22 protein-coding genes and 2 tRNA genes are annotated in these 21,161 nt (G+C 67.8%); 7 read left to right on the top strand and 17 right to left on the bottom strand.

Annotated features, from left to right (window positions below):
* Positions 1-180 precede the first annotated feature (180 nt).
* The 6 genes from KQ305_RS00140 to polA form a co-directional block, all read right to left on the bottom strand.
* Positions 181-1,059 (bottom strand): class I SAM-dependent methyltransferase, encoded by an 879-nt coding sequence (locus KQ305_RS00140; RefSeq protein ID WP_259723467.1) that lies wholly within the window; start codon positions 1,057-1,059, stop codon positions 181-183.
* 579 nt (positions 1,060-1,638) lie between these two features.
* Positions 1,639-2,886 carry a hypothetical protein gene (locus tag KQ305_RS00135; RefSeq protein WP_259723453.1) on the bottom strand — a complete coding sequence of 416 codons (1,248 nt, stop codon included), beginning with the start codon at positions 2,884-2,886 and terminating at the stop codon, positions 1,639-1,641.
* 4 nt (positions 2,887-2,890) lie between these two features.
* Positions 2,891-4,351: a cysteine--tRNA ligase gene (gene cysS, locus KQ305_RS00130; RefSeq protein WP_259723452.1), complete on the bottom strand. Its 1,461-nt coding sequence runs from the start codon at positions 4,349-4,351 to the stop codon at positions 2,891-2,893.
* Positions 4,348-5,493 carry a dTDP-glucose 4,6-dehydratase gene (gene rfbB, locus KQ305_RS00125; protein WP_259723466.1) on the bottom strand — a complete coding sequence of 382 codons (1,146 nt, stop codon included), beginning with the start codon at positions 5,491-5,493 and terminating at the stop codon, positions 4,348-4,350. The genes cysS and rfbB overlap by 4 nt, the downstream gene beginning before the upstream one ends.
* Before the next feature lie 28 nt (positions 5,494-5,521).
* On the bottom strand, positions 5,522-6,421 hold the full coding sequence (rfbD, locus tag KQ305_RS00120; RefSeq protein WP_259723451.1) for a dTDP-4-dehydrorhamnose reductase: 900 nt from the start codon (positions 6,419-6,421) through the stop codon (positions 5,522-5,524).
* A 43-nt stretch (positions 6,422-6,464) separates the two neighbouring features.
* Positions 6,465-9,383 (bottom strand): DNA polymerase I, encoded by a 2,919-nt coding sequence (polA, locus tag KQ305_RS00115; protein ID WP_259723450.1) that lies wholly within the window; start codon positions 9,381-9,383, stop codon positions 6,465-6,467.
* A 62-nt stretch (positions 9,384-9,445) separates the two neighbouring features.
* Between polA and KQ305_RS00110 the strand changes: the two genes are divergently transcribed.
* Both KQ305_RS00110 and KQ305_RS00105 read left to right on the top strand, forming a co-directional pair.
* A complete protein-coding gene (locus tag KQ305_RS00110; protein ID WP_259723449.1) occupies positions 9,446-10,021 on the top strand; it encodes a DUF1643 domain-containing protein in 576 nt (191 codons plus the stop codon).
* Positions 9,979-10,221 (top strand): hypothetical protein, encoded by a 243-nt coding sequence (locus KQ305_RS00105; protein WP_216905133.1) that lies wholly within the window; start codon positions 9,979-9,981, stop codon positions 10,219-10,221. Before KQ305_RS00110 ends, KQ305_RS00105 begins: the two co-directional genes overlap by 43 nt.
* Positions 10,222-10,241: 20 nt before the next feature.
* Here the strand turns inward: KQ305_RS00105 and gltX are convergent, their stop codons facing one another.
* From gltX to KQ305_RS00075, 6 genes are all read right to left on the bottom strand, one after another.
* Positions 10,242-11,684, bottom strand: coding sequence for a glutamate--tRNA ligase (gene gltX / locus KQ305_RS00100; RefSeq protein ID WP_259723448.1), 1,443 nt, complete (start codon positions 11,682-11,684; stop codon positions 10,242-10,244).
* 24 nt (positions 11,685-11,708) lie between these two features.
* Positions 11,709-11,782: transfer RNA gene (locus KQ305_RS00095), tRNA-Asp, on the bottom strand.
* 271 nt (positions 11,783-12,053) lie between these two features.
* On the bottom strand, positions 12,054-12,242 hold the full coding sequence (locus KQ305_RS00090; protein WP_006043540.1) for a hyperconserved protein Hcp: 189 nt from the start codon (positions 12,240-12,242) through the stop codon (positions 12,054-12,056).
* A 36-nt stretch (positions 12,243-12,278) separates the two neighbouring features.
* Positions 12,279-12,351 (bottom strand) — tRNA-Trp (locus tag KQ305_RS00085).
* A gap of 66 nt (positions 12,352-12,417) precedes the next feature.
* Positions 12,418-12,912 carry a 50S ribosomal protein L19 gene (gene rplS / locus KQ305_RS00080; RefSeq protein WP_259723447.1) on the bottom strand — a complete coding sequence of 165 codons (495 nt, stop codon included), beginning with the start codon at positions 12,910-12,912 and terminating at the stop codon, positions 12,418-12,420.
* 42 nt (positions 12,913-12,954) lie between these two features.
* Positions 12,955-13,224 (bottom strand): peptidase, encoded by a 270-nt coding sequence (locus KQ305_RS00075; RefSeq protein WP_259723465.1) that lies wholly within the window; start codon positions 13,222-13,224, stop codon positions 12,955-12,957.
* Between the two features lie 144 nt (positions 13,225-13,368).
* On the opposite strand from KQ305_RS00075, the gene map reads away from it, so the two are divergent.
* A complete protein-coding gene (gene map, locus KQ305_RS00070) occupies positions 13,369-14,229 on the top strand; it encodes a type I methionyl aminopeptidase (RefSeq protein ID WP_259723464.1) in 861 nt (286 codons plus the stop codon).
* A 10-nt stretch (positions 14,230-14,239) separates the two neighbouring features.
* Here map and KQ305_RS00065 read toward each other — a convergent pair whose 3' ends face one another.
* The gene (locus tag KQ305_RS00065) at positions 14,240-14,956 is read right to left on the bottom strand and encodes an NAD-dependent epimerase/dehydratase family protein (protein WP_259723446.1); all 717 of its coding nucleotides are present in this window, start codon (positions 14,954-14,956) and stop codon (positions 14,240-14,242) included.
* 63 nt (positions 14,957-15,019) lie between these two features.
* Between KQ305_RS00065 and KQ305_RS00060 the strand changes: the two genes are divergently transcribed.
* Together KQ305_RS00060 and KQ305_RS00055 are read left to right on the top strand one after the other, a co-directional pair.
* Positions 15,020-16,126, top strand: a complete 1,107-nt coding sequence (locus tag KQ305_RS00060; protein WP_259723445.1) for a phosphotransacetylase family protein — start codon at positions 15,020-15,022, stop codon at positions 16,124-16,126.
* Positions 16,127-16,165: 39 nt separating this feature from the next.
* Positions 16,166-16,678, top strand: a complete 513-nt coding sequence (locus KQ305_RS00055; RefSeq protein ID WP_094583973.1) for a DNA recombination-mediator protein A — start codon at positions 16,166-16,168, stop codon at positions 16,676-16,678.
* Positions 16,679-16,689: 11 nt separating this feature from the next.
* Here the strand turns inward: KQ305_RS00055 and KQ305_RS00050 are convergent, their stop codons facing one another.
* Entirely contained in the window at positions 16,690-17,139 is a 450-nt protein-coding gene (locus KQ305_RS00050; RefSeq protein WP_259723444.1) for an NfeD family protein, read from the bottom strand.
* Positions 17,140-17,239: 100 nt separating this feature from the next.
* On the opposite strand from KQ305_RS00050, the gene KQ305_RS00045 reads away from it, so the two are divergent.
* Positions 17,240-18,154 (top strand): SPFH domain-containing protein, encoded by a 915-nt coding sequence (locus KQ305_RS00045; RefSeq protein ID WP_259723443.1) that lies wholly within the window; start codon positions 17,240-17,242, stop codon positions 18,152-18,154.
* Position 18,155: 1 nt separating this feature from the next.
* Here KQ305_RS00045 and KQ305_RS00040 read toward each other — a convergent pair whose 3' ends face one another.
* Positions 18,156-18,644, bottom strand: a complete 489-nt coding sequence (locus tag KQ305_RS00040) for an MAPEG family protein (RefSeq protein ID WP_259723442.1) — start codon at positions 18,642-18,644, stop codon at positions 18,156-18,158.
* Between the two features lie 59 nt (positions 18,645-18,703).
* On the opposite strand from KQ305_RS00040, the gene KQ305_RS00035 reads away from it, so the two are divergent.
* Positions 18,704-19,195: a YajQ family cyclic di-GMP-binding protein gene (locus KQ305_RS00035; RefSeq protein WP_259723441.1), complete on the top strand. Its 492-nt coding sequence runs from the start codon at positions 18,704-18,706 to the stop codon at positions 19,193-19,195.
* Between the two features lie 737 nt (positions 19,196-19,932).
* Here the strand turns inward: KQ305_RS00035 and KQ305_RS00030 are convergent.
* Together KQ305_RS00030 and KQ305_RS00025 are read right to left on the bottom strand one after the other, a co-directional pair.
* Entirely contained in the window at positions 19,933-20,490 is a 558-nt protein-coding gene (locus KQ305_RS00030; RefSeq protein ID WP_259723440.1) for a hypothetical protein, read from the bottom strand.
* Between the two features lie 122 nt (positions 20,491-20,612).
* Positions 20,613-21,161: type I secretion C-terminal target domain-containing protein (locus KQ305_RS00025; protein WP_259723439.1), on the bottom strand; the 549-nt coding region annotated here is incomplete at its 5' end.

The raw sequence follows: 21,161 nt of genomic DNA, 5'->3' as shown, positions 1-21,161 counted from the left end.
CCTCTGAACGTTTCGGTGCAGAAGCCTGGATTACCCCATCGTTCCTGGACGACAGGGAGGCCAGTTCAGCCCAAAGGGATGGCTGCGCTGGCTGCTCCAGCAAACTCTTCTGGAGCGCGCATCGATCGTTCATTTGGGCCATCTCCAAGGGCTTAGGTGGTGATGGCATAGAGCTTCGGCTCATCGCACAGCATCGATGACGAGGACACCGGGGAGATCCGATCCCAGCACCCCGTGCTTCCAGGCCACTTCGTGGTGGATCACCGCCTCACGGAACCCAGCAGCCTGCAGCTGCCCCAGCACATCCCAGCCTGGAATGCGATACACCAGTGAGCCCGTCTCCGGGCGAACCGGATCCCCGTGAACCTCTGCCTCGCCCCGCAGTTCAGCCTTCCCGGTTTCGGGGTTGTAGATCGCCTTGACGATGGCCTGCTGCTGCCCGAAGGCCATCGGACAGGTGCCCACCAGCCGTCCTCCGGGACGCAGCACCCTCGCGACTTCTCGAAAGGCTTGATCCATATCCTGCAAGTGCTCGAACAGCTCGTTGCAGAGCACGAGATCGAAGCTGGCATCAGAAAAGCTCAGATCGCAAAGATCCTGGTGCGGGATCTCTGAATAGCGCGGCTCTGTTTCCTCCAGAAACTCGCTGCACATCAAGCGCTCATCACCAAGGTGACGCCTTAGCCAGAGTGCGAAGCCCGTCAGGGCTTCTACAAGGTAGATGTCTTGATGGCGAAGATTCTCCAATGAGCCATAGGCACGCTCGAGAACCCGTAGAACGGCTCTGTTTCGGCTCAGGAGTCCATTGGCGATAACGGACTCGCGGTAATTTGTCCCGTGAATCTGGATATGAGCCGGCGGAATGTGCTCTCCCGTCAAGGGCTCCAGGATCCCCAGTGTCGCCGTCATTTGCAGGACCTCATCCAGTAGCTCACCTTGCTGCAGCAGATGGTTTAACTGTGGCTGGAACTTTTCAAGGCTTCTGTAGCTGCTGACGCAGTCGTGCAGCGAAAGCACGTCTGCACTGGGCATCACGAACGGACGGACGGGAGCCTGCACCAAGCAAACCAGTACTGCACGGATCCAACTCTACGCAGCTTCTGAGATTTTTCCAGTTTCCAGTCCGCAGCCAGTGTGGTGATTCCAAGGCAGTCCGCTGGCCTCGCTGCTTGTATCCACCCCTGCGACCTTATGAACTGCTCAGCTTCTTTGAGGGTACTCACCAATTGGATCGGGACAATATCTGTCTGGCTTCACCCGACCTTCAGGAAGGATTCAGGGCTTCGCTTCTTCCTCGGGAAGGCATGGCTGACCGTGAGCGGAGCAGAGCTGTAGATCAGAACGGCTAATCGCTGGTCTGGAGCCCCTTTGAGCCACTTCCAGTCCAGGCATCCCGTTCAGCCTCTTCGCGTTACGTTGGCTGAAACCCTCCTGATGATCTGGATTCCGGATCCCTGAACAACCTGTCAAAGGGGCCTCCGGGTCAGCACCTTCATGAGCCAACCCATTGCCGTCGTGATCGAACAGGCTGGGGCCAACTTCTCGGCCTATGTGCCTGATCTGACTGGCTGCGTGGCAACGAGGCCATCGCCTTTCACTTCGAGGGTTTGGCCGCTGATGCCCAGCCGCCGCCCTCGCTTACGCCCCAGCTCCCCCAGGATCCACCACCTGCAGGCTGAATGACGGCGCCAGCGACGCCCCCGCCCAGGCGGCCGTCGCGTCCTCGCCGCTCCACACCAGCAGCTCCACCAGATCACCGATCCGCTCGCCGCCGTCCGCGCCCCTGTCTCCCAGCTGTAGGTCGTGCGGCATCAGGGCTTCCGCTGCCCAGCGCTGCTCCACGGCGGGCTGGCCCAGGTCCAGCGGCGGCCCGTCAATCAGCAGCGGCAGCACCCGGAGCCTTGCCTCGCCGGCGATCGCCAGCGACACCCGCAGCGACGATCCTGCCGCCATCAGCGCGTAGAGCGGCACCCCCGGCACCAGGCGGCCGTTCAGGCATCGGTGGGGCAGTGAGTGGTTGAAAGCTGCACAGGCCTCCTCCGCCACGTGCCGGATCGCTTCCGGCACCTCTGGCGCCTCGGCCCGCCGGAACCGCTGCTCATTCGGGAAGCCGATCGCATCGGCCATCGCCCGGCCGTACACCTCCGCCTGGGCTGCGCCATCGAAGTTCCCCTGCGCGAGGAACTGACGCGCCGCCTGGAAGCTCCCCTCCAGGCCCCGCTCGCCATGCAGGTGGAAATACAGGCAGTTGTAGAAGCCAAATTTGATGCTGGCCCCGTAGGCGCTGCGCACGGTGGTGAGGTGGGCGCCGCCGCAGAGGGCCTCCGGCAGGAAGTCTTCGCTGGCCACCGCCGCCTGCTCCACCCCCACCAGCCAGAGGTAGTTGAGGTGATGCTCGGCCGTGATCGCTTCGCGCTTGAAGGCGAACGGTTTGCGGGCCACCAGCGGGCTGCCCGCCTTGCCGCACACCAGATTGAGGTAAGTGAAATTCACGCAATCAAAGCTGGCCACCACCGCCGCGCTGGCCCAGAAGTGCTCCACCGAGTCCCGCTCCAGCAGCAGCAGTTCATCGGCATCCACCGACAGCACCACATCGCCCTTCGCCAGCCCGTAGCCGTGGATTCGCTTCTCCCGCTCGCCCGCGAACACGCCGTGGTGGTAGTGGATCGGCACCCCCAGCCGCCGGCTCAGCAGCGCGAACAGGCCGGCCGCCCGTGGGCTGGGCTGCTCCAGGTCCCGTCCCACCAGCGGCTCCAGCAGCTCCCGCGTGAACTGGAACGGTCCGTCGTTCACCACGATCTCGTCCACCCAGGCGAGCCGCTCCACCACCCGCTCGATGAAGTCGAAGTCCTCGAAGAACTGGATCACCACCGAGACGCTTGCCATTGCCTCAGCTCCGCACCCAGTCGGTCACACCGCCCGGCCGGTCGATCAGCTCGATGCCCTCGGCAGCCAGGCCGGCCCGGATGCGGTCGGCGGTGGCGAAATCGCGGGCGGCCTTGGCGGCCCGTCGCGCTTCGATCCTTTCCTGGATCGCCCTCCCATCCACGGCTTCAGACGCCGGCTCCGTGGCCTTCTCCGCCGCCAGCCCCAGCACCCCGGCGAGCTCGCTCAGCAGCTGCCAGCGGGGCTTAAGGTCCGCCGCCTCCCTTGCGGCGTCCGCTTCGCTGTCCCCCCGCTCCAGCCGGTTGGCCAGGGCCCGCAGGGGCCGGGCCAGCTCGAACAGCACCGCCACGGCTGCCGAGGTGTTCAAGTCGTCGTCCATGGCGGCGGCGAAGCGGTCGCGGACTTCCTTGAGCACGCCTGAGGCTTTGGCCGCTGGGCCGGCCCCCCAGCCCAGGGCCGCCCCGTGGCGTTCGCCCAGGCCCAGGGCGCCGTCGAGCCCCTTCCAGCCCGTGGCCGCCGCCGCCAGGGCCTCGCCGGTGAAATCCAGCGGCTTGCGGTAGTGGGCCTGGAGCACGAACAGCCGCAGCGTCATCGGGCTGACACCGCTCTCCAGAAGCGCACGGATCGTGGTGAAGTTGCCCAGCGATTTGGACATCTTCTCCCCGCCCACATTCACCATGCCGTTGTGCAGCCAGTAGCGCGCCAGGGGCTGGCCGCTGGCCGCCTCCGACTGGGCGATCTCGTTCTCGTGGTGCGGAAAGATCAGGTCGGCGCCGCCCAGGTGGATGTCGATCGTGGTGCCGAGCTCCTCGCGCACCATCGCTGAACATTCGATGTGCCAGCCCGGCCGCCCCGGCCCCCAGGGCGAAGGGAAGCTGGGTTCACCGGGTTTGGCCCCCTTCCACAGGGCGAAATCAAACGGATGGCGCTTGCGGGCCTCCTCCGCCTCGTTGGTGCGCCCGCTGGCACCCTCCTGTTGCTCCTCGAGCGTGCGGCCGCTGAGCTTGCCGTAGCCCGCCTGCCGCATCACCGCGAAGTACACATCACCATCGGCCGAATAGGCCGCCCCCTTGGACTCCAGCTCGCCGATCAGCTGCCGGATCGCCTCCAGGCTGCGGGTGGCCCGGGGCATTCGGTCGGGGGGAAGGATGTGCAGGGCGGCCATATCGGCCTGGAAGGCGGCGATGTTGCGTTCGCTCACCACCGCCATCGAGCTGCCCTCCTCCTCGGCCCGCTTGAGGATCTTGTCGTCGATGTCGGTGAAGTTCTGCACGAAGGTGACGGCATAGCCGCTCCACAGCAGATATCGCCGCAGCACGTCCCAGACGATGTAGCTGCGGGCGTGGCCCAGGTGGCACAGGTCGTAGACCGTGACCCCGCAGCAGTAGATCGACACCGTCCCCTGCTGCAGCGGCTCGAAGGGTTCGCAGCGGCGGCTGAGGGTGTTGGTGAGCCGCAGGGTCAATGGCCCGCTCCCGCCGTGCTCTTGCCTAGCCGGCCGCCGCCGTAGCCAGCCCGGCTGCGCACGTTGGTGCACCAGTCGCCATGCTCCAGGTACCAAAGCACCGTTTCCCGCAGGCCCTGGTGGAAGTTGTGGCGGGGCTGCCAGCCCAGTTCGGTGCTGATCCGTTCCGGGTCGATGGCATAGCGCCGGTCGTGGCCCGGTCGGTCGGCCACCGGCGTGATCAGGCCGGCGTGGGGGGCGCCAGCGGGCCGCAGCTCGTCCATCAGGGCGCAGATGGCCTGCACCACCTGCTTATTCGTCAGTTCGCCATGGCCACCGACGCAGTAGCTGCGCCCCACTTCGCCGCTGGTGGCCGCCAGCAGCAGGGCTTCGACGTGGTCCTCGACGTACAGCCAGTCGCGCACATTGGCCCCATCGCCATAGAGGGGGATCGGGTCACCGGCGGCGGCTTTGAGGATCACCACCGGGATCAGCTTCTCGGGGAACTGCCAGGGGCCGTAGTTGTTGCTGCAGTTGGTCAGCACCACCGGCAGCCCGTAGGTGTGGTGCCAGGCCTGCACCAGGTGGTCGCTGCCCGCCTTACTGGCCGAATAGGGGCTGCGCGGGTCGTAGGGGGTGGTTTCCGAGAACCGTCCGGTGGCTCCCAGCGAACCGAACACCTCATCGGTGCTGATGTGGTGGAAGCGGAACTGTTCCCGGCGCTTCGGCCCGAGGCCCTCCCAGTGGCTGCGCACCGCCTGCAGCAGGTTGTAGGTGCCCATCACATTGCTGACCAGGAAGGCGCCCGGATCGTCGATCGAGCGGTCGACGTGGCTTTCGGCCGCCAGGTGCAGCACCAGATCCGGATCGGCCTGCTGCACCGCTGCCGCCACGGCCTCCCCATCGGCCAGATCCACCTGCAGCAGCCGGTGGCGCGGACCGTCAGAGCGCTCGGCCGCCTCGCCCAGTTCCGCCAGGGTGTTGTAGACGCCCAGCAGATCGCTGGCGTAGCCCATCTTGTCGAGGTTGAACACCGTCGCCGTGCTGTCCCGCAGCAGCCGCCGCACCAGCGCCCCGCCGATGAAGCCCGCGCCCCCCGTCACCAGGATGCGGCGACGGCCGGCAAGCAGCAGCGGCAGGTCGAGGGAGTGGTTGGGGAGCATCGGGGTGGAGCGAGACGACAACGTTGATTCAGGTCTGGGGCAGGGGGATCTGGGCCAGCACCTCGGCCAGGGCGGCCTGCCAGTGCTGGCCCTCCAGCTCCAGGGCGTGCCGGGTGATGCTGCCATCCAGCAGCGAATAGGCGGGGCGCCGGGCCGGGGTGGGGTAGTCGGCGGTGCTGATCGGCCGCACCCGGGCCGGGGCGTCGATCAGTCCCCGGCTGGCGGCCAGCGCGCCGATGGCCACGGCGAAGTCGTACCAGCTGGCGGCGCCGTAGTCGCACCAGTGGTGGCGCCCGCTCACGCCCCGCTCGATCACCCGCCAGCAGGCGGCCGCCAGGCCAGCGGTGGCGGTGGGGCAGCCCACCTGGTCGGCCACCACCCCCAGGGCTTCGCCGGCGGCGGCCTTGGCCCGGTGCAGCCGCAGCATCGTCAGGCAGAAGTTGGCCCCCACCGGGCCATACACCCAGCTGGTGCGCAGCAGGCACAGGCGCTCAGCTGGCAGGGCCGCCGCCGCCAGCCGTTCCCCCTCGGCCTTGCTGGTGCCGTACACCCCCAACGGCGCCAGCGCCTGCTCCGGGGCGTAGGGATGGCCCTGCTCACCATCGAACACGAAATCGGTGCTCACCTGCAGCAATCGCCCGCCGCCGCTGGCCAGGGCTTCGGCGAAGGCCCCGGGGGCGCCCGCATTCACCGCCCCGGCCAGCTCCGGTTGCGATTCGGCCCGATCCACCGCGGTGTAGGCGCCGGCATTGAGCACCCAGTCGGGCCGGTGCTGCCCCACCGCCGCCCGGCAGGCGGCCGCATCGGCCAGATCCAGCTCGCTGCGGCCCGTGGCGATCAGCTCGATGCCAGCGGGAACCGAGGCCACCAGGGCCTGGCCCAGCTGGCCGTGGCGGCCGGTCAGTAGCACCCGCACCGGTTCAGGCATCGATGGCGGGGGAAAAGCTCAGGCGCAGCCTACCTTCGCTTGGCTATTTCGCCTCCATCCAGTTGGGGCCGACCCCGGTGTCCACCGCCAGCGGCACCGTTAATTGCACCGCCTCCTCCATGGTGCGGCGGGTGAGCTGCCGCACCTCCTCCAGCGCTTCCGGCGCCGCCTCCAGCACCAGTTCGTCGTGCACCTGCAGCAGCAGCCGGGCCGGCAGGGCGGCCTCGCTGAGCGCCCGTTGCAGGCTCACCATCGCCAGCTTGATGATGTCGGCGCTGGAGCCCTGGATCGGGGCATTGGCGGCTGCCCGCAGCTGCTGGGCCTCCAGGCCCCCGCGGCGGGCCACCTCCAGGTCGATCTCCAGCGGATCCTTGCCCCGCAGCCGGCCCAGGCCGCCGGGGTCGAAGTGGAACGGGCGCCGCCGCCCCAGGATCGTCTCCACATAGCCCCGGCTGAGGGCCAGCCGCTCCTGCAGCTCCAGGTACAGGAATACCCGAGGGTAACGCTGCTTGTAGAGGCTCAGGAACTCCTTGGCCCGTGCCTGGCCCATGCCGGTTTCGCGGGCCAGCCGCTGGGCCCCCATGCCGTAGATCACGCCGAAGTTGATCGTCTTGCCCAGCCGCCGCTCCTGGGGCGTCACCGTGTCGGTCTCGAGCAGCAGCCGGGCCGTGAGGGCGTGGACGTCGTCGCCCTCGTTGTAGGCCTGCACCAGAACCGGTTCGCCCGAGAGGTGGGTGAGGATGCGCAGCTCGATCTGGGAGTAGTCGGCGCTGATCATCCGCCAGCCCTCCTGGGGCAGGAAGGCCTTGCGGATGCGGCGGCTGAACTCGGTGCGGATGGGGATGTTCTGCAGGTTGGGGTTGCTGCTCGACAGCCGCCCGGTGGCGGTCACCGCCTGGTTGAAATCGGTGTGCACTCGCCCGGTCTCGGGCTCCACCAGCGCCGGCAGGGCCTCCACATAGGTGCTCAGCAGCTTGCTGAGCGTGCGGTGCTCCAGCACCAGCTTCACCACCGGGTGGTCGTCCTCCAGCTTCTCCAGCACCGCCGCGTCGGTGCTCCAGCCGGTCTTGGTGCGCCGCGACTTCTTGCGATCCAGCCCCAGGCTGTCGAACAGCAGTTCCCCCAGTTGCTTGGGGGAGGCCAGGTTGAAGTCCACCCCTGCCGCTGCCTGGGCTTCCCGCTCCAGCCGCACCAGCGTGCTGCTGAGCTCCTCGGCCAGCTCCTTGAGGTAGGGCACGTCGATGCGGATGCCGGTGGCCTCCATCTGGGCCAGCACCGGCTCCAGGGGCAGCTCCACCTGCAGCAGCAGCAGCGGCAGCTCCGGCCCCATCGCCGCCAGCTGCTGCGCCAGCCGTATGCCCAGGCGCCGGGTGAGGTGCACGTCCATGGCGCAGTAGAGGGCCGCCGCCTCGACCGGCACGTCGGCGAAGGTCTGCCCCTTGGCCACCAGATCTCCGTAGGCGGTGGGCTGGAAGCCGAAGGCGCGCCCCGCCATCGCCTCCAGGCCATGCTTGTCATTGGCATCCCTCAGGTAGTCCGCCAGCAGGGTGTCCATCACCACACCGGCCAGGGGCAGCCCATGGCGCAGCAGGATCAGGCGGTCGTACTTGGCGTTCTGGAGCGCCTTGGGGTGGCTGGCGCTGGCCAGCCAGGGCCCCAGAGCCAGCAGCACTGCATCAAGCGGCAGCTGCTCCGGCGGAGGAGGCGGCGTGCTGAGCAGATCGGCGGCGGGCGGGCTGTGGTGGCCAATGGGCACGTAGGCCAGATCCGCCAGCCCCTCCCCCCAACAGACGCCGATCCCCACCAGTTCCGCCTTGAAGGGATTCAGCGAGGTGGTTTCCGTGTCGAGGGCCACCGGCGCCGCCGGATCGGTGCAGGCCAGCAGCCGCCCCACCAGGGCCGCCAGGGCCTCCGGGGTGGTGATCAGCTCCGGCCGCAGGGCGGGCAGGCTGCCTGGGGCTGGCTCTTCCTGTGCGGTCGCCGCCGGCTCGCTGGCGGGCGTGATGCTGACTGCGGTGGCGGTGGCGGGCTCTGGCGGTTCCGCCGAGAACAACCGGGCAAAGCCCTCGGTCTGCTTCACCAGGCTGAACAGCTCCAGCTCGCTCAGACGCGCCCCCAGCCCCTCGCTGTCCACCTGGCCCAGGGCCAGGCGTGGTTCCTGGGGCAGGGGGATCTGCACCAGGATCTCCGCCAGCATGCGGGAGCGAAAGGCGTTCTCCCGATCGGTCTCCAGCTTGGTTTTCAGGGCCCCCTTCTGCTGGTCGAGGGCGGCGTAGATGCCGTCCAGGTCGCCGTGGGCCTTGAGCAGGGTCAGGGCCGTCTTGGGCCCCACCCCCTTGACGCCGGGGATGTTGTCGGAGCTGTCGCCGGTGAGGGCCTTGAGGTCCACCACCCCCTCCGGGGGCACCCCCAGCTTTTCGATCACCTGGGCCCGGCGGATCTGGGTCGGGCCGCTGTTCTTGGCGTAGGGGCCGCCACCCATGTACAGCACGCTGATGTCGCGCTCGTCGTCCACCAGCTGGAACAGGTCCCGGTCGCCGGAGAGGATCCGCACCCGCCAGCCCTCGCCCGCCGCCCGGTTGGCCAGGGTGCCGAGCACGTCGTCGGCCTCGAAGCCCGGCGCCATCGACAGGGACAGGTCGAGGCAGTCCCGCAGGATGGTCTGCAGGTTGGCCAGATCGGCGAAGAAGTGCTCCGGTGCCACCTCCCGGTGGGCCTTGTAGGCGGCATCCGCCTCGTGGCGGAAGGTGGGTTCGGCCGTGTCGAAGGCGATCACCACCCCCTGGGGCTCCAATCCCTTGCAGTGGTCGAGCAGGGCCTTGAGGAAGCCGTAGGTGACGCTGGTGGGCACCCCGTCCTTCGTGCTCAGTCCCCCCTCGCCGCCTTTGGCGAAGGCGTAAAAGCTGCGGAAGGCCAGGGAGTGGCCATCCACCAGCAGCAACAGGGGCTTGTCCCGCTCCATGGCCGTCCCTGGGATCTGCCCGCCGATCGCCACAGCCTGCCATCCGGCGGCCCGGCAGCGCCGTGACCACCATCGGCAGGGCCTCCTTCAGCCGTTGCGGCCATTACCGCTGGTGGCTGGAGCGGGTCTGGGATCCCGGCGGCGGCCGCCTGCTGTTCATCGGCCTCAATCCCTCCCGCGCCGACCACCGCCACGACGACCCCACCCTGCGGCGGCTGATGGCCTTCGCCGTCGGCTGGGGCTACGGCGGCCTGGAGGTGCTCAACATCTTCGCCCGGATCAACCCGAGCCCGGCGGCCCTCGCCCATGCCGCCGATCCGGTGGGAGCCGCCAACGCGGCCTGGTTGCGGCGGCGCCTGCGGGCCGCGGATCGCCGCGCCAGCCCCGGGCTGATCTGGCTGGGCTGGGGCAACGGCGGCCGCCGGCTGGGCCAGGACGCCCGGGTGCTGGAGCTGCTGCTGCCCCACCAGCCACGGCTCGTCTGCCTGGGCCTCACCGCTTCGGGGGCCCCGCTCCATCCCCTCTACCAACCGGCGGCGAGCCTGTTGCGGCCGTATGGGCCATCCTGTGGACGTTCAGCCGCAGCCGCTGCTCCATGGCCCGCACCCCCCGCCGCTACGCCATCCACCTGTTCCTGATCGGCGGTCACCACCAGGAGGTGCACTTCAACACCCTCGAAGATTTCCAGACCTGGTACGGCGGGGTGCTGAACGCGGCGTCCCTCGATGCCTTCGTCAACGTGCCGATCAGCGACCTGACCAGCGAATTCCTCGTCCTGCGGGCCGGCAGCGTCCAGGCGATCCGGGTGGAGCCGATCTACGGCGCCCTCGAAGACTGAGGCGCGAGCCAGGCCGCCCGTCACAAAGCAGCGACGATCCGCTCCCGGTCGCTGTCCAGCCGGTGAAGCAGCAGCCAGGTGGTGAGCAGGTCAGGGCCTTTGAGGCTGCCCAGCAGGGCGGCCCGCAGTCCCTTCATCAGCACCCCCTTCTTGACGCCGGCGGCCGTGGCGGCCTCCGCCAGCAGCCCCTGGGCGGTCTCGGCATCCAGCGGCCCCTGCGGCAGCCGCTCCAGCAGGGCGCCCAGGGCACCGCGGCTGCCGGCGTCGGTCCGCAGGGCCAGGGCGGCATCGTCCGGCTCCGGGGCCGTGAAGAAGGGAGCGGCCTGGTCGACCCCGTCCGCCAGCAGGCTGAGCGAGGGCCCCAGCAGGGTGCAGAGATCCTCCTGCCAGGCGGCGTCAGCAGCGGCGCCCTCGCCCCAGCCCCGGGCCTGCCAGAGGGGCAGCAGCCGCTGGCGCAGTTCGCCGGCCGCCAGCCCATGCAGCACCTGGGCATTGAGCCAGTTGAGCTTGTCCCAGTCGAAGCGCGCCCCGGCCCGGTTCACCCGCTCGAAGGAGAACACCGCCGCCGCCTGCTCGAGGCTGAAACGCTCGCCGATGCCCTCCGGCGGCGACCAGCCCAGCAGGGTCATGTAGTTGACCAGGGCCTCGGCGGTGTACCCCATGGCGCGGAAGTCGCCCACCGAGGTGACGCCATCGCGCTTGGAGAGCTTGCGGCCCTCCTGGTTGAGGATCAAAGGGGTGTGGGCGAACTGGGGCGGCGTCAGCCCCAGGGCCGCATAGAGCAGGAGTTGCTTGCCGGTGTTGGCGATGTGGTCCTCGCCGCGGATCACGTGGCTGATGGCCATGGCGGCGTCGTCCACCACCACCACCAGGTTGTAGAGGGGGTCGCCGATCGCCGTGGCGGGCGCCCGGCGGGCGATCACCATGTCGCCGCCCAGGTCGCTGCCGGCCCAGCGCATCTCGCCCCGCACCAGATCGCTCCAGGTGATCGTGGCGCCGTCGTCGATGCGGAAGCGGATCACCGCCTCGCGGCCCTCAGCGATGTAGGCCTGCTGCTGCTCGGCGGAAAGGTCGCGGTGCAGGTTGTCGTAGCGGGGCGCCCGGCCCTCGGCCTGCTGGCGCTCCCGCATCGCCGTCAGCTCCGCGTCGCTGGCGTAGCAGCGGTAGGCGTGGCCGCGCTCGAGCAGCTGCTCGATGGCCTCCCGGTGGGCCTCGATGCGCTCGCTCTGCACCACCGGCTCCTCGTCCCAGGTCAGGCCCAGCCAGCGCAGGCCATCGAGGATGTTGGCGGTGAATTCCGGCTTGGAGCGTTCCCGGTCGGTGTCCTCGATGCGCAGCAGAAAGGAGCCCCCCAGGTGGCGGGCGAACAGCCAGTTGAACACTGCCGTGCGGGCGGTGCCGATGTGCAGGGTGCCGGTGGGGCTGGGGGCCAGCCGAACGCGTACGGGAACCGTTGCGGGCACGGAAGCGGCTCCAGATGGTGAGAACGGGACTGACGGGGCTCGAACCCGCAACTTCCGCCGTGACAGGGCGGTGCTCTAACCGATTGAACTACAGTCCCAGACCGTCTTTCGAGGCTCGAATCGCCCCGAGGGGTGGATCCGGCGCCGATGGGCGATCGCGACGACGCGGACGCCGACTAGGGAAGTATCCATCGTCACCCCTCCCCCCGTCAACGCAGCCTGTCGACGCCGCCCCAACGTCGGCTAGGGCGGCGTCAGGATGCCGATCGGCCACACAAAAAGCCCCGTGCAGGGCACGGGGCACAATGGGACGTTTAGCTGGGAAGGCAGGCTGGGACTGGGGCGCGATGGCGCCAGAACGCCCTGGCCTCAGGGGCGAAAGCCAGCGGGTTCAATCAGGCGCACCTGATTTCCCCGGGCGGTGAATTCCCGCCCCTGGTCGCTTTGGACAACGACCCGACCTCCGGACTTGACCCGGATCACCCGGGCCCGGACCCAGCCAAGGGCAGCTGATTCCAGCACCTTGACCACATCACCGGGCTGTAGATCCAACTCCATGTTCGGAACCACGAGACTACAAATGGGACCATCGAACGCGCCGTGGAGGACTTGAACCCCCGACATCAGGTTTTGGAGACCTGCGTTCTACCAACTGAACTAACGGCGCATGGCCGATGGTCCCTGGAAAGCGTGAGAGGGAAACGCGGGAAATGAAATCCCGTGAAACCAGGCTTCAGCGATCGAAGCGCTGTTTGACACGCGTGGCTTTACCCACCCGGTCGCGCAGATAGAAGAGCTTCGCCCGACGAACCTTACCGCGCCGCTCCACCTTCACGGAAGCGACCTGGGGGCTGTGCAGCATGAAGACCCGCTCCACGCCGATGCCCTGGAAAATGCGGCGCACGGTGATGGTCTGGTTGAGGCCGCCGTGGCGCTTGGCGATCACCACACCCTCGTAGGGCTGCACCCGCTCCTTGTTGCCTTCCCGGATGCGCACGCCCACCTTGACGGTGTCGCCCACGTAGATCTCGGGCAGGTCGCTCTTCAGCTGACCGGCCTCGAACTCCTCGATCAGCGCCCGGGCGCTGAGCTTGCCGGTGGTGACCTTCACCGTTGCAGCGGCCGTGGCCGTTGCGGTTTCAGTCACGGTTTCCGCTTGCACCGACTGGGGCTCCGCGTCTGGGGTTTGCTGGTCCACTTCCGTGGACGGATCGATCTCGGTTGCCATCCCTGTTCTCGGAGCGCCAGGCCAAACCAACACCCTACCGCCTCAGGTGACCCCCTTCCCCCCACGCCGCCGCCAGCCCCGCCGCAACCGCTCCCAGGCCATGACGCCGCCGGTGATGAGCATCCACAGCAGCCCCAGGCCGTTGAGCAGCACGTAAAGCGTCTCGCCCCCCTCGCCCACCCAGCTCTGGAGCCATTCGCCCTCGTGCAGCACCATCAGTGGATGGGCCTGGTCCCGGCTCAGGCCGCCCCAGTCGCGGAGCAGCCGGTAGCCCACTCCCGTGACGGCCGAGAGCAGCAGGGGGGCGAGCATCAACGGCGCCAGCCAGGCGTGGGCCTGCCGCAGGCGGGCGCCCCACGGGGGGGAGGCGGCGGCTGGGGAGGGGATGGACACGGGGAACCGACGGCTGGAGGGACGCCATTGATAACTTGAATGTCCGGCTCCGACTCCCACCGCATGAACCTGTTCGCCGATCTGCTGGCCAGCACCAACGGCGTCAAGGGCGGTGGCACCCCTCTGACCCAGGCCGGCCCCCGCATTCAGAAGGGCCGCCGCGGCGTCGAGGTGAAATCGGCGCGGGAAATCGCGATCATGCGCCAGGCCAGCCGCATCGTCGCCACGGTGCTGCGGGAGATCATCGACATGGCCGCCCCGGGGATGACCACCGGCGACCTCGACCGCCACGCCGAAACCCGCATCCGCGCCATGGGCGCCACCCCCAGCTTCAAGGGCTACCACGGTTTCCCCGCCAGCATCTGCGCCAGCATCAACAACGAGGTCGTCCACGGCATCCCCAGCGCCAAGCGGGTGATCAAGGCCGGAGATCTGGTCAAGATCGACACCGGGGCCTACTTTGAGGGCTTCCATGGCGACAGCTGCGTCACCCTCTGCGTCGGCGAGGGCGTGCCTGAGGAGGCCCGCCGCCTCAGCCGTATCGCCCAGGAATCACTGATGCAGGGTCTGGCCACGGTCAAGGCTGGCAGCACCCTGCTGGAGCTGGCCGGTGCCGTTCAGGACCACGTCGAGGCCCACGGCTACGCCATCGTCGAGGACTACACGGGCCACGGCGTCGGCCGCAACCTGCACGAGGAGCCCTCGGTGTTCAACTACCGCACCAGGGATCTTCCCAACATGCAGCTGCGCTCAGGCATGACCCTGGCGGTGGAGCCGATCCTCAACGCCGGCGGCAAGGGCTGCCGCACCCTCAAGGACCGCTGGACCGTGGTGACCGTGGACGGCAGCCTCTCGGCCCAGTGGGAGCACACGATCGTCGTCACCAGCGACGGCTGCGACATCCTCACCGACCGCGACTTCTAGGCCCCATCGCTCACGGCCTCTGCAGCAGGCCCACGTAGGCCCAGCGGCCCAGGGTCGCCAGCGGCATCAGCACGTAGGTGAGCGGGTTCGGCGTCACGATGATCAGGCTGCAGTTCCAGCCGGCCTGCCTCAGGATCTCGCCGGCCACCCAGTCGGCCCCCATCACCCCCACCGGATTGAGGGCGGAGCGGAACGGCCCCAGCACCAGCCGCCGCAGGCGCAGGGTGGGCGCCAAGGCCGGCGCCCGCAGGCTGAGCAGCTGGCCCAGCAGCCGCTTGCTGATTTCGTAGAGGGGGCTGACGGCCGGCTGGATCTCCGCTTCCGAGGTGTTCACCCAGACCTCGGCCCGCCGGCGCCCCACCCGCCGCCCAGCCACCACGGCGAACAGCTCCAGCAGTCGCCAGGCACTCAGGGCGTTCACCTCCAGGGAACAGCCGGTGGCCTCGGCACTGCAGTCGCCATGGACGTTGATGCCGTGGTTGATCACCAGCACGTCCACCTGGGTGAGCAGGGGTTCCAGGGCCGCCTCCTCCCCCACCTGCCATTGCACCTGGCGCAGGGGGATCAGCTGCCCGTCCGGGCCGGCCAGCTGCAGCGGTGCGCGGCCATGGCAAAGGGCGATCAGCTCGGCCCCGCGGTCGTGGAAACGGCGCAGCAGGGCTTGGCCGAGGGCGCCGCTGGCCCCGGTGACGGCCACGGTGAGGGATTCGGTCGACGGGTCCGGCATGGGCCTTCGGTGGACGTGCTGCCTAGATTGCCCCGCACCTGCGGGACCCGGCGAGGTCAACCCATGTCCATCCCCCTGCTGATCGGCTCCTGCGAACCCTTCAGCGGCAAGTCGGCGGTGGTGCTCGGTCTCGGCCGCCAGCTCGCGCGCCTGGGCGTGCCCCTCGCCTTCGGCAAGCCACTGGTCACCTGCATGGATGACCCGCTCGACAGCTTTCCCGATGCGGCGCCGGGCAACCCCCTGCTGGATCCCGATGTCCGTTTCATCGGCGCCACCCTCGGATTACCCCAGGAGCAGCTGATCCCTTCGTTGCATGTGATGGAGCCAGAGGCCGCCCGGGAGCGCCTGCTGGCGGGGGATCTGGCCCCGGGTGAGGGTCTGGCGCTGCTGCAGCGGCGCATCCACGACGACGCCGATCGCCTGGTGCTGCTCGAAGGGGCCGGCAGTCTCAGCGAAGGGCAGCTCTACGGCCTGGGCCTGGTGCAGCTGGCCCACGCCCTGCAGGCGCCTGTGCTGCTGGTGCATCCCTGGAGCGACAGCCGCAGCGTTGATGCCCTGCTCGAGGCCCGGCGCCAGCTGGGCGATCTCTTGGCCGGTGTGGTGCTCAACGCCGTGCTGCCCGACATGGTTCCGGAGGTGCGGGAGGCGGTGCAGCCTGCCCTGGAGCGGCTGGGGATTCCGGTGCTGGGCGTGATGCCCCGCAGCCCCCTGCTGCGCAGTGTCACGGTGGAGGAGCTGGCCCGGCGCCTCGAGGCCACGGTGCTCTGCTGCCACGACGGCCTCGACCTGCTGGTGGAGACCCTCTCGATCGGCGCCATGAATGTCAACTCGGCGATGGAGTTCTTCCGGCGCCGCCGCAACATGGCCGTGGTCACCGGAGCCGACCGCACCGACATCCAGCTGGCGGCCCTTGAGGCTTCCACCCAGTGCCTGATCCTCACGGGGGCCGGCGAACCCCTGCCCCAGCTGATCAGCCGGGCCGAGGAACTGGAGGTGCCCGTGCTCAAGGTCGACCACGACACCCTCACCACCGTGGAGGTGATTGATGGTGCCATCGGCCATGTGCGGCTGCATGAAGCGGTGAAAGCCACCTACGCGATCCGTCTGGTGGAAGAGAATTGCCACTTCGAACGGCTGTTCGGCCGGCTGCGCCTGGCGGTCCATGTCTGAGGGCGCTGCTAGTTTCAGGTCGTTGGTTGTCGATAACGGGTGACCCGGTCCCTAGATCTTCCGGCCTTGGACCGGATCGATACGCTCGCCCAGGAGCTGGCCATGCTCCAGGACCGGGGCAAACGCAGAATCGCTTTCCTCGGCAGCCGCCATGTGCCGGTGGTGTCGATCCATCTGGTCGAGCTGGTGGCCCGCTCCCTGGCGCAGGAGGGCCACAACCTGATCACCTCCGGTGCCCAGGGGGTGAATGCCGCCGTGATCCGCAGTGTGCTGGAGGTGGATCCGGCCCGGCTCACCGTGCTGCTGCCCCAGAGCCTGGAGCGTCAGCCCGGCGAATCCCGCAGCCAGCTGGAGCGGGTGCTGCATCTGGTCGAAAAGCCGGAGAACGATGAGCTGCCCTTGCCCATGGCCAGCAGCCTCTGCAACCAGGAGATCATCAACCGCTGTGACCAGCTGATCTGCTACGCCTTCCACGACAGCGAAACCCTGCTCTCCAGCTGCCGCACCGCCGAAGACATGGGCAAGGTGGTCAGCCTGATGTTCTTCGATTAGCCAAGTCTGAGCTAACCCGGCAACGCGTCCTGGCGCGGCAGCACCTGCAGCCGTGTCCCCTCCCGGCCCATCACCGTCACCTGGGTTCCGGGGGGCAGGAGCTGGTCCGGGGCCAGGTTCTGGGCGGCCCAGCTCTGCCCCTGCCAGCGCACGCGGCCATCGCCGTTGGCATCGAAGGCCGTGGTCACCTCCGCCAGCTCGGCCCGGGCGCTGGGGGGAATCGTGCGCGCCTGGCGCCCTGCCGACCAGCGCCGCATCCAGCCGTAGCCCGCCCCCACAAGCGCGCCGAACAGCAGAACCTGGGCCAGGGGCGGCACCAGCGGCACCAGCACGGCCACGAGGGTGAGCAGCAGGGCGGCCACGGCTCCCACCAGCAGCAGGCCGTCCGCGTCGGCGCCCACCAGCTCCAGCAACAGCAGCACCCCCGCCAGGGCCAGCCAGAGGATCGGGGGTGCGGGCATCGGCAGGGGGCGAAGGGGCGGTGGCGAGGACAACGAAAGCAACGGCACCGTTGGCCTTCGCCCCCATCCTGCCTAGCGTGGCGCCAGTGAAGAAGCCTGCATGGAAGCGCTCATCATTCCGGTGCTGGTGGTGCTCGCCGGCCTGGGCATCAGCGGCGTCAAGGTCACCAGCAGCAGCCGCTCGATGCTGGTGGAGCGACTCGGCAAGTACGACCGCGAACTGCGCCCCGGTCTCTCCCTGGTGATCCCCGGCCTGGAGCGGGTGGTGAGCCACGAATCGCTCAAGGAGCGGGTGCTCGACATCCCCCCCCAGCAGTGCATCACCCGCGACAACGTCTCGATCGAAGTGGATGCGGTGGTGTACTGGCAGCTGCTGGAGCATTCCCGCGCCTACTACGGCGTCGACAACCTGCAGGCGGCCATGGTCAACCTGGTGCTCACCCAGATCCGGGCCGAGATGGGCAAGCTCGACCTCGACCAGACCTTCACCACCCGCCAGGAGGTCAACGAAACCCTGCTCAAGGAGCTGGACCAGGCCACCGATCCCTGGGGCGTCAAGGTGACCCGGGTGGAACTGCGCGACATCCAGCCCTCCCAGGGGGTGCAGCAGGCGATGGAGCAGCAGATGACTGCCGAGCGGGAGAAGCGGGCGGCGATCCTGCGCTCCGAGGGCGAACGGGAATCCCAGGTGAATGCGGCCCGGGGGCGGGCAGAGGCCCTTGTGCTGGATGCCAAGGCCAAGCAGGAGGCCGTGCTTCTCGACGCCGATGCCCAGGCCAAACAGCAGCTGCTGCTGGCCAAGGCCCGCGCCCAGTCGGCCACCGAACTGGCCGCTGTGATCGAGGCCCATCCGGCGGCAGCCGAGGGTCTGCGCTTGCTGCTCGCCAAGGACTGGATGGCCATGGGCCAGCAGATGGCCGCCTCCCAGGGGGGATCGGTGCTGATGGTGGATCCCCAGAGCCCGGCCTCCTTGCTGGCGGCCCTCAAGGGGCTGCAGCAGAAGGGCGGCAGCTGACTCAGCTGCGCAGCACCGCCCGCAGCCCTTCGCTGTAAAGCAGGGCGGTGCAGAGAATCCCGCCGGCCCAGCAGAGGCTGCGCACCGGGGGGATGTTGGCCACGTAGGCCGCCAGGTAGCCCAGGCGCAGGGCCGGGTGCAGCCAGGCCGCCAGCGCCAGCCAGGGGGAGGCCGCCAGCACCGCGGGAGCCACCACCAGGCACAGCAGGCAGGCGGGGGCGTGCAGGGTGAAGGCCTCGAAGCTGTTCTGGTGGGCCCAGTTGGCCCGCTTGCCCCAGGCCGGCAGCCGCTCGAACATGGCCCGCGGCGCGGCCAGGTCGGAGGGTTTGAAATCGGCCTGGGAGCGGGCAGCCCCCAGGGGGATCAGGCTGAGCACCACCACGGCGCCCGAGAGCACCAGGGACCAGGCGAAGGGCCCTCCCGCCGCCGCCGGCAGCACCGGCAGGGCGATGCTCGCCGCCAGAAGGGAGCTGGGCAGGGAGAAGGTCATCGGGACGGGGCCGCAGGGTCTCTTTTCTAGGCTGGCGCTGCTTTGCCTTTGCCCGCGCCATGGCCGACAGCTATTCCTTCGACGTCGTCTCGGACTTCGACCGCCAGGAGCTGGTGAATGCCGTCGACCAGGTGCGCCGGGAGGTGGGCCAGCGCTACGACCTCAAGGACTCCAACACCGACATCGACGTGGAGGAGGCCAGCCTCACGATCACTACCGCCAGCGACATGACCCTCGACGCGGTGATGGACGTGCTGCGCCAGAAGGCCACCAAGCGCAACCTGTCGCTGAAGATCTTCGACCTGCAGACCCCCGAGCCCGTGGGCGGCAACCGGGTGAAACAGGTGGTGAAGTTGCGCAAGGGCCTCAGCCAGGAGCTGGCCAAGACGCTCAGCAAGCTGGTGCGGGATCAGATCAAGAAAGTGACCGTGGCGATCCAGGGCGAGAGCCTGCGGATCACCGGCAAAAACAAGGACGATCTCCAGCAGGTGATCACCCTGCTGCGCGCCGAGGACTTGGAAGTGCCGTTGCAGTTCGAAAATTATCGCTGAGACGTCTTGCGGATCCTGGTTCTCAGCTTGCGGCTGAAGCCGAAGGCGGCAGCGGCGCCGAGCAAGGGAAGCGGGCCAGGGACTGGCTCCCCAGGATCGGCGCGCGGTGGAGGTGTGAGCCATCCGGCTCTGGACTCGTTGCCTGGGCCCGGAGCCGGACACTTTTCAGGATCGCCGTCCACTTCATAGCCTGGGCAATACAAAAGTGATCCAAACAGGGTCCATTCAGATGTGCTACGGGCTGTCGGGGGAGAGGACGTGATCAGGAGCTGCCAGCCCCCGTTATGGCCATGGAACAGGGCTGGGGACGTGAAGATGGAACCGTCGGCCGTCACCGAGAGGTAGCCACAGTCTGGAAGAAGGCAACGCGGCGCCTTGTCGTAGCGACCCTTGGGTGAACCCGCTGAAGAGACGAAGTTCATTTCGACTTCGGCGGGAGGGAAACCGTTGACGGTTCCAGCTTCAAGACTGCGGAAGGTGCCGATCACCCCATCAAAGACGAAGACCAAGTCCACAGCAAAGGCTGCTGGCGCCGCCACCAGTACTGTTGCGATGGCTCCAATAAAGACCGCTAAAGGTCCCTGAAGGCTTGCCGGCTTCATCGCGGCTTGCTCCTAATGGATAATCATTGTTCTTTGATTTTCCTTGCCTCACTGTAAAAATCGCTGCATCTTTATAATTAATGCAGATGCGACGCGGTGGTGCATCACTTGGGACGCGTCTGCCACTGACTATGGTCAGTTCGTGCCGATCTGGGAGGGTTTGGGAGGTACACTGCCGTTGATCCGCTTTTTCAGTCTGCGGCTATAGCCGAAGCAAGCGGCTGCACCCAAGAGGGGAAGTGGACCGGGAACGGCATCAACGTCCGGCCTGACGACTCTTGTGAACGTCAGACTTCCTGCGCCGCTCTGGCCGGAGCTGGCCCTGAGATCATAGGCAAAGAAGGCCTCGCCAACATCAAAGAAGCCAGGAATAAAGGAGAAGGAAGGCGAGGTGTCGACGGAGTACTCCAGGCCCAGAAAGACTCCATTGTCGAAATGGACCGAAGCGTCCGGATCATCGCTTTCGTCGTACTGAGTACCCTCGAACAGGAAAGAAAAGTCGGTGAGGTTGAGTGTCTGGGTGTTGTAGGCGAAGGTGCCGGAGTAGCTGTTGGGCTGCAGGGGACCCGAGTCAATCAGGACGTCGAAGATGTAATCTACCACCGCTGCCTGGATAGGGGCGGGCTGGGCCAGCGCCATGCTCAGTGCCAGACCTGTTGTCGTCAAGACAATCTTGGGGAGAAGGCTGGTCATGGGTGGGGAATGGCGGGGTGGTACGAGAAGGAGGCCATTGCCTCAGATGTCCTTCATCTTAGCTCAGGCCTGGCTCATCTGGCCTTTAGTCCTGTGTCAGGACCAAGCCATGGTCAGGGCGGTCAGACAATGAAATTGTCCGGGATGTTGAGGGTGGCCACGGTGACGTTCTTGAACAGGATGAAGTTTCTGGACGCCGCCAGGCCTGCCCCATCGGGATCGATCAGCAGCATGGTGTCGCTGCCCCTGGCAGCGAACTTGACATAGCCATCCGAGATGGGAGTGGTTCCCCCATAGCCAACGCTCGCCAGCACCCCCTTGAGGTCGACCTTGTCGCCCTGGGCACGGTTGAAGTCGATGATCGTGTCACCGGCATCCACGAGGCTCGTGTAGACAAACCGATCGCCTCCACCATTGCCCCGGATCGTGTCCGCCCCCTGGAGTCCGGTGATCACGTCGTCGCCATCGGTTCCCACCAGGGAATCCTTGTTCCGGGTTCCTGTGATGACGCTTCCGAGATCGTCATTAAAGATGGTGCCGAGCCCTTGGCCGTCAGCGAGTGTGACGCCGTTGGTGGGAGCGGAGAGGTTGAGGAAGAAGGTTTCGTTGGGCTCGAAGACGGTGTCGCCGTTGATGGTGACGGAGACGGTTTTTGTTTCGCCGGCAGTGCC

The organism is Synechococcus sp. CS-1332 (genome assembly GCF_025127995.1).
Taxonomy (GTDB): domain Bacteria; phylum Cyanobacteriota; class Cyanobacteriia; order PCC-6307; family Cyanobiaceae; genus Cyanobium.
This window is presented reverse-complemented; position numbering and strand designations above follow the sequence as displayed.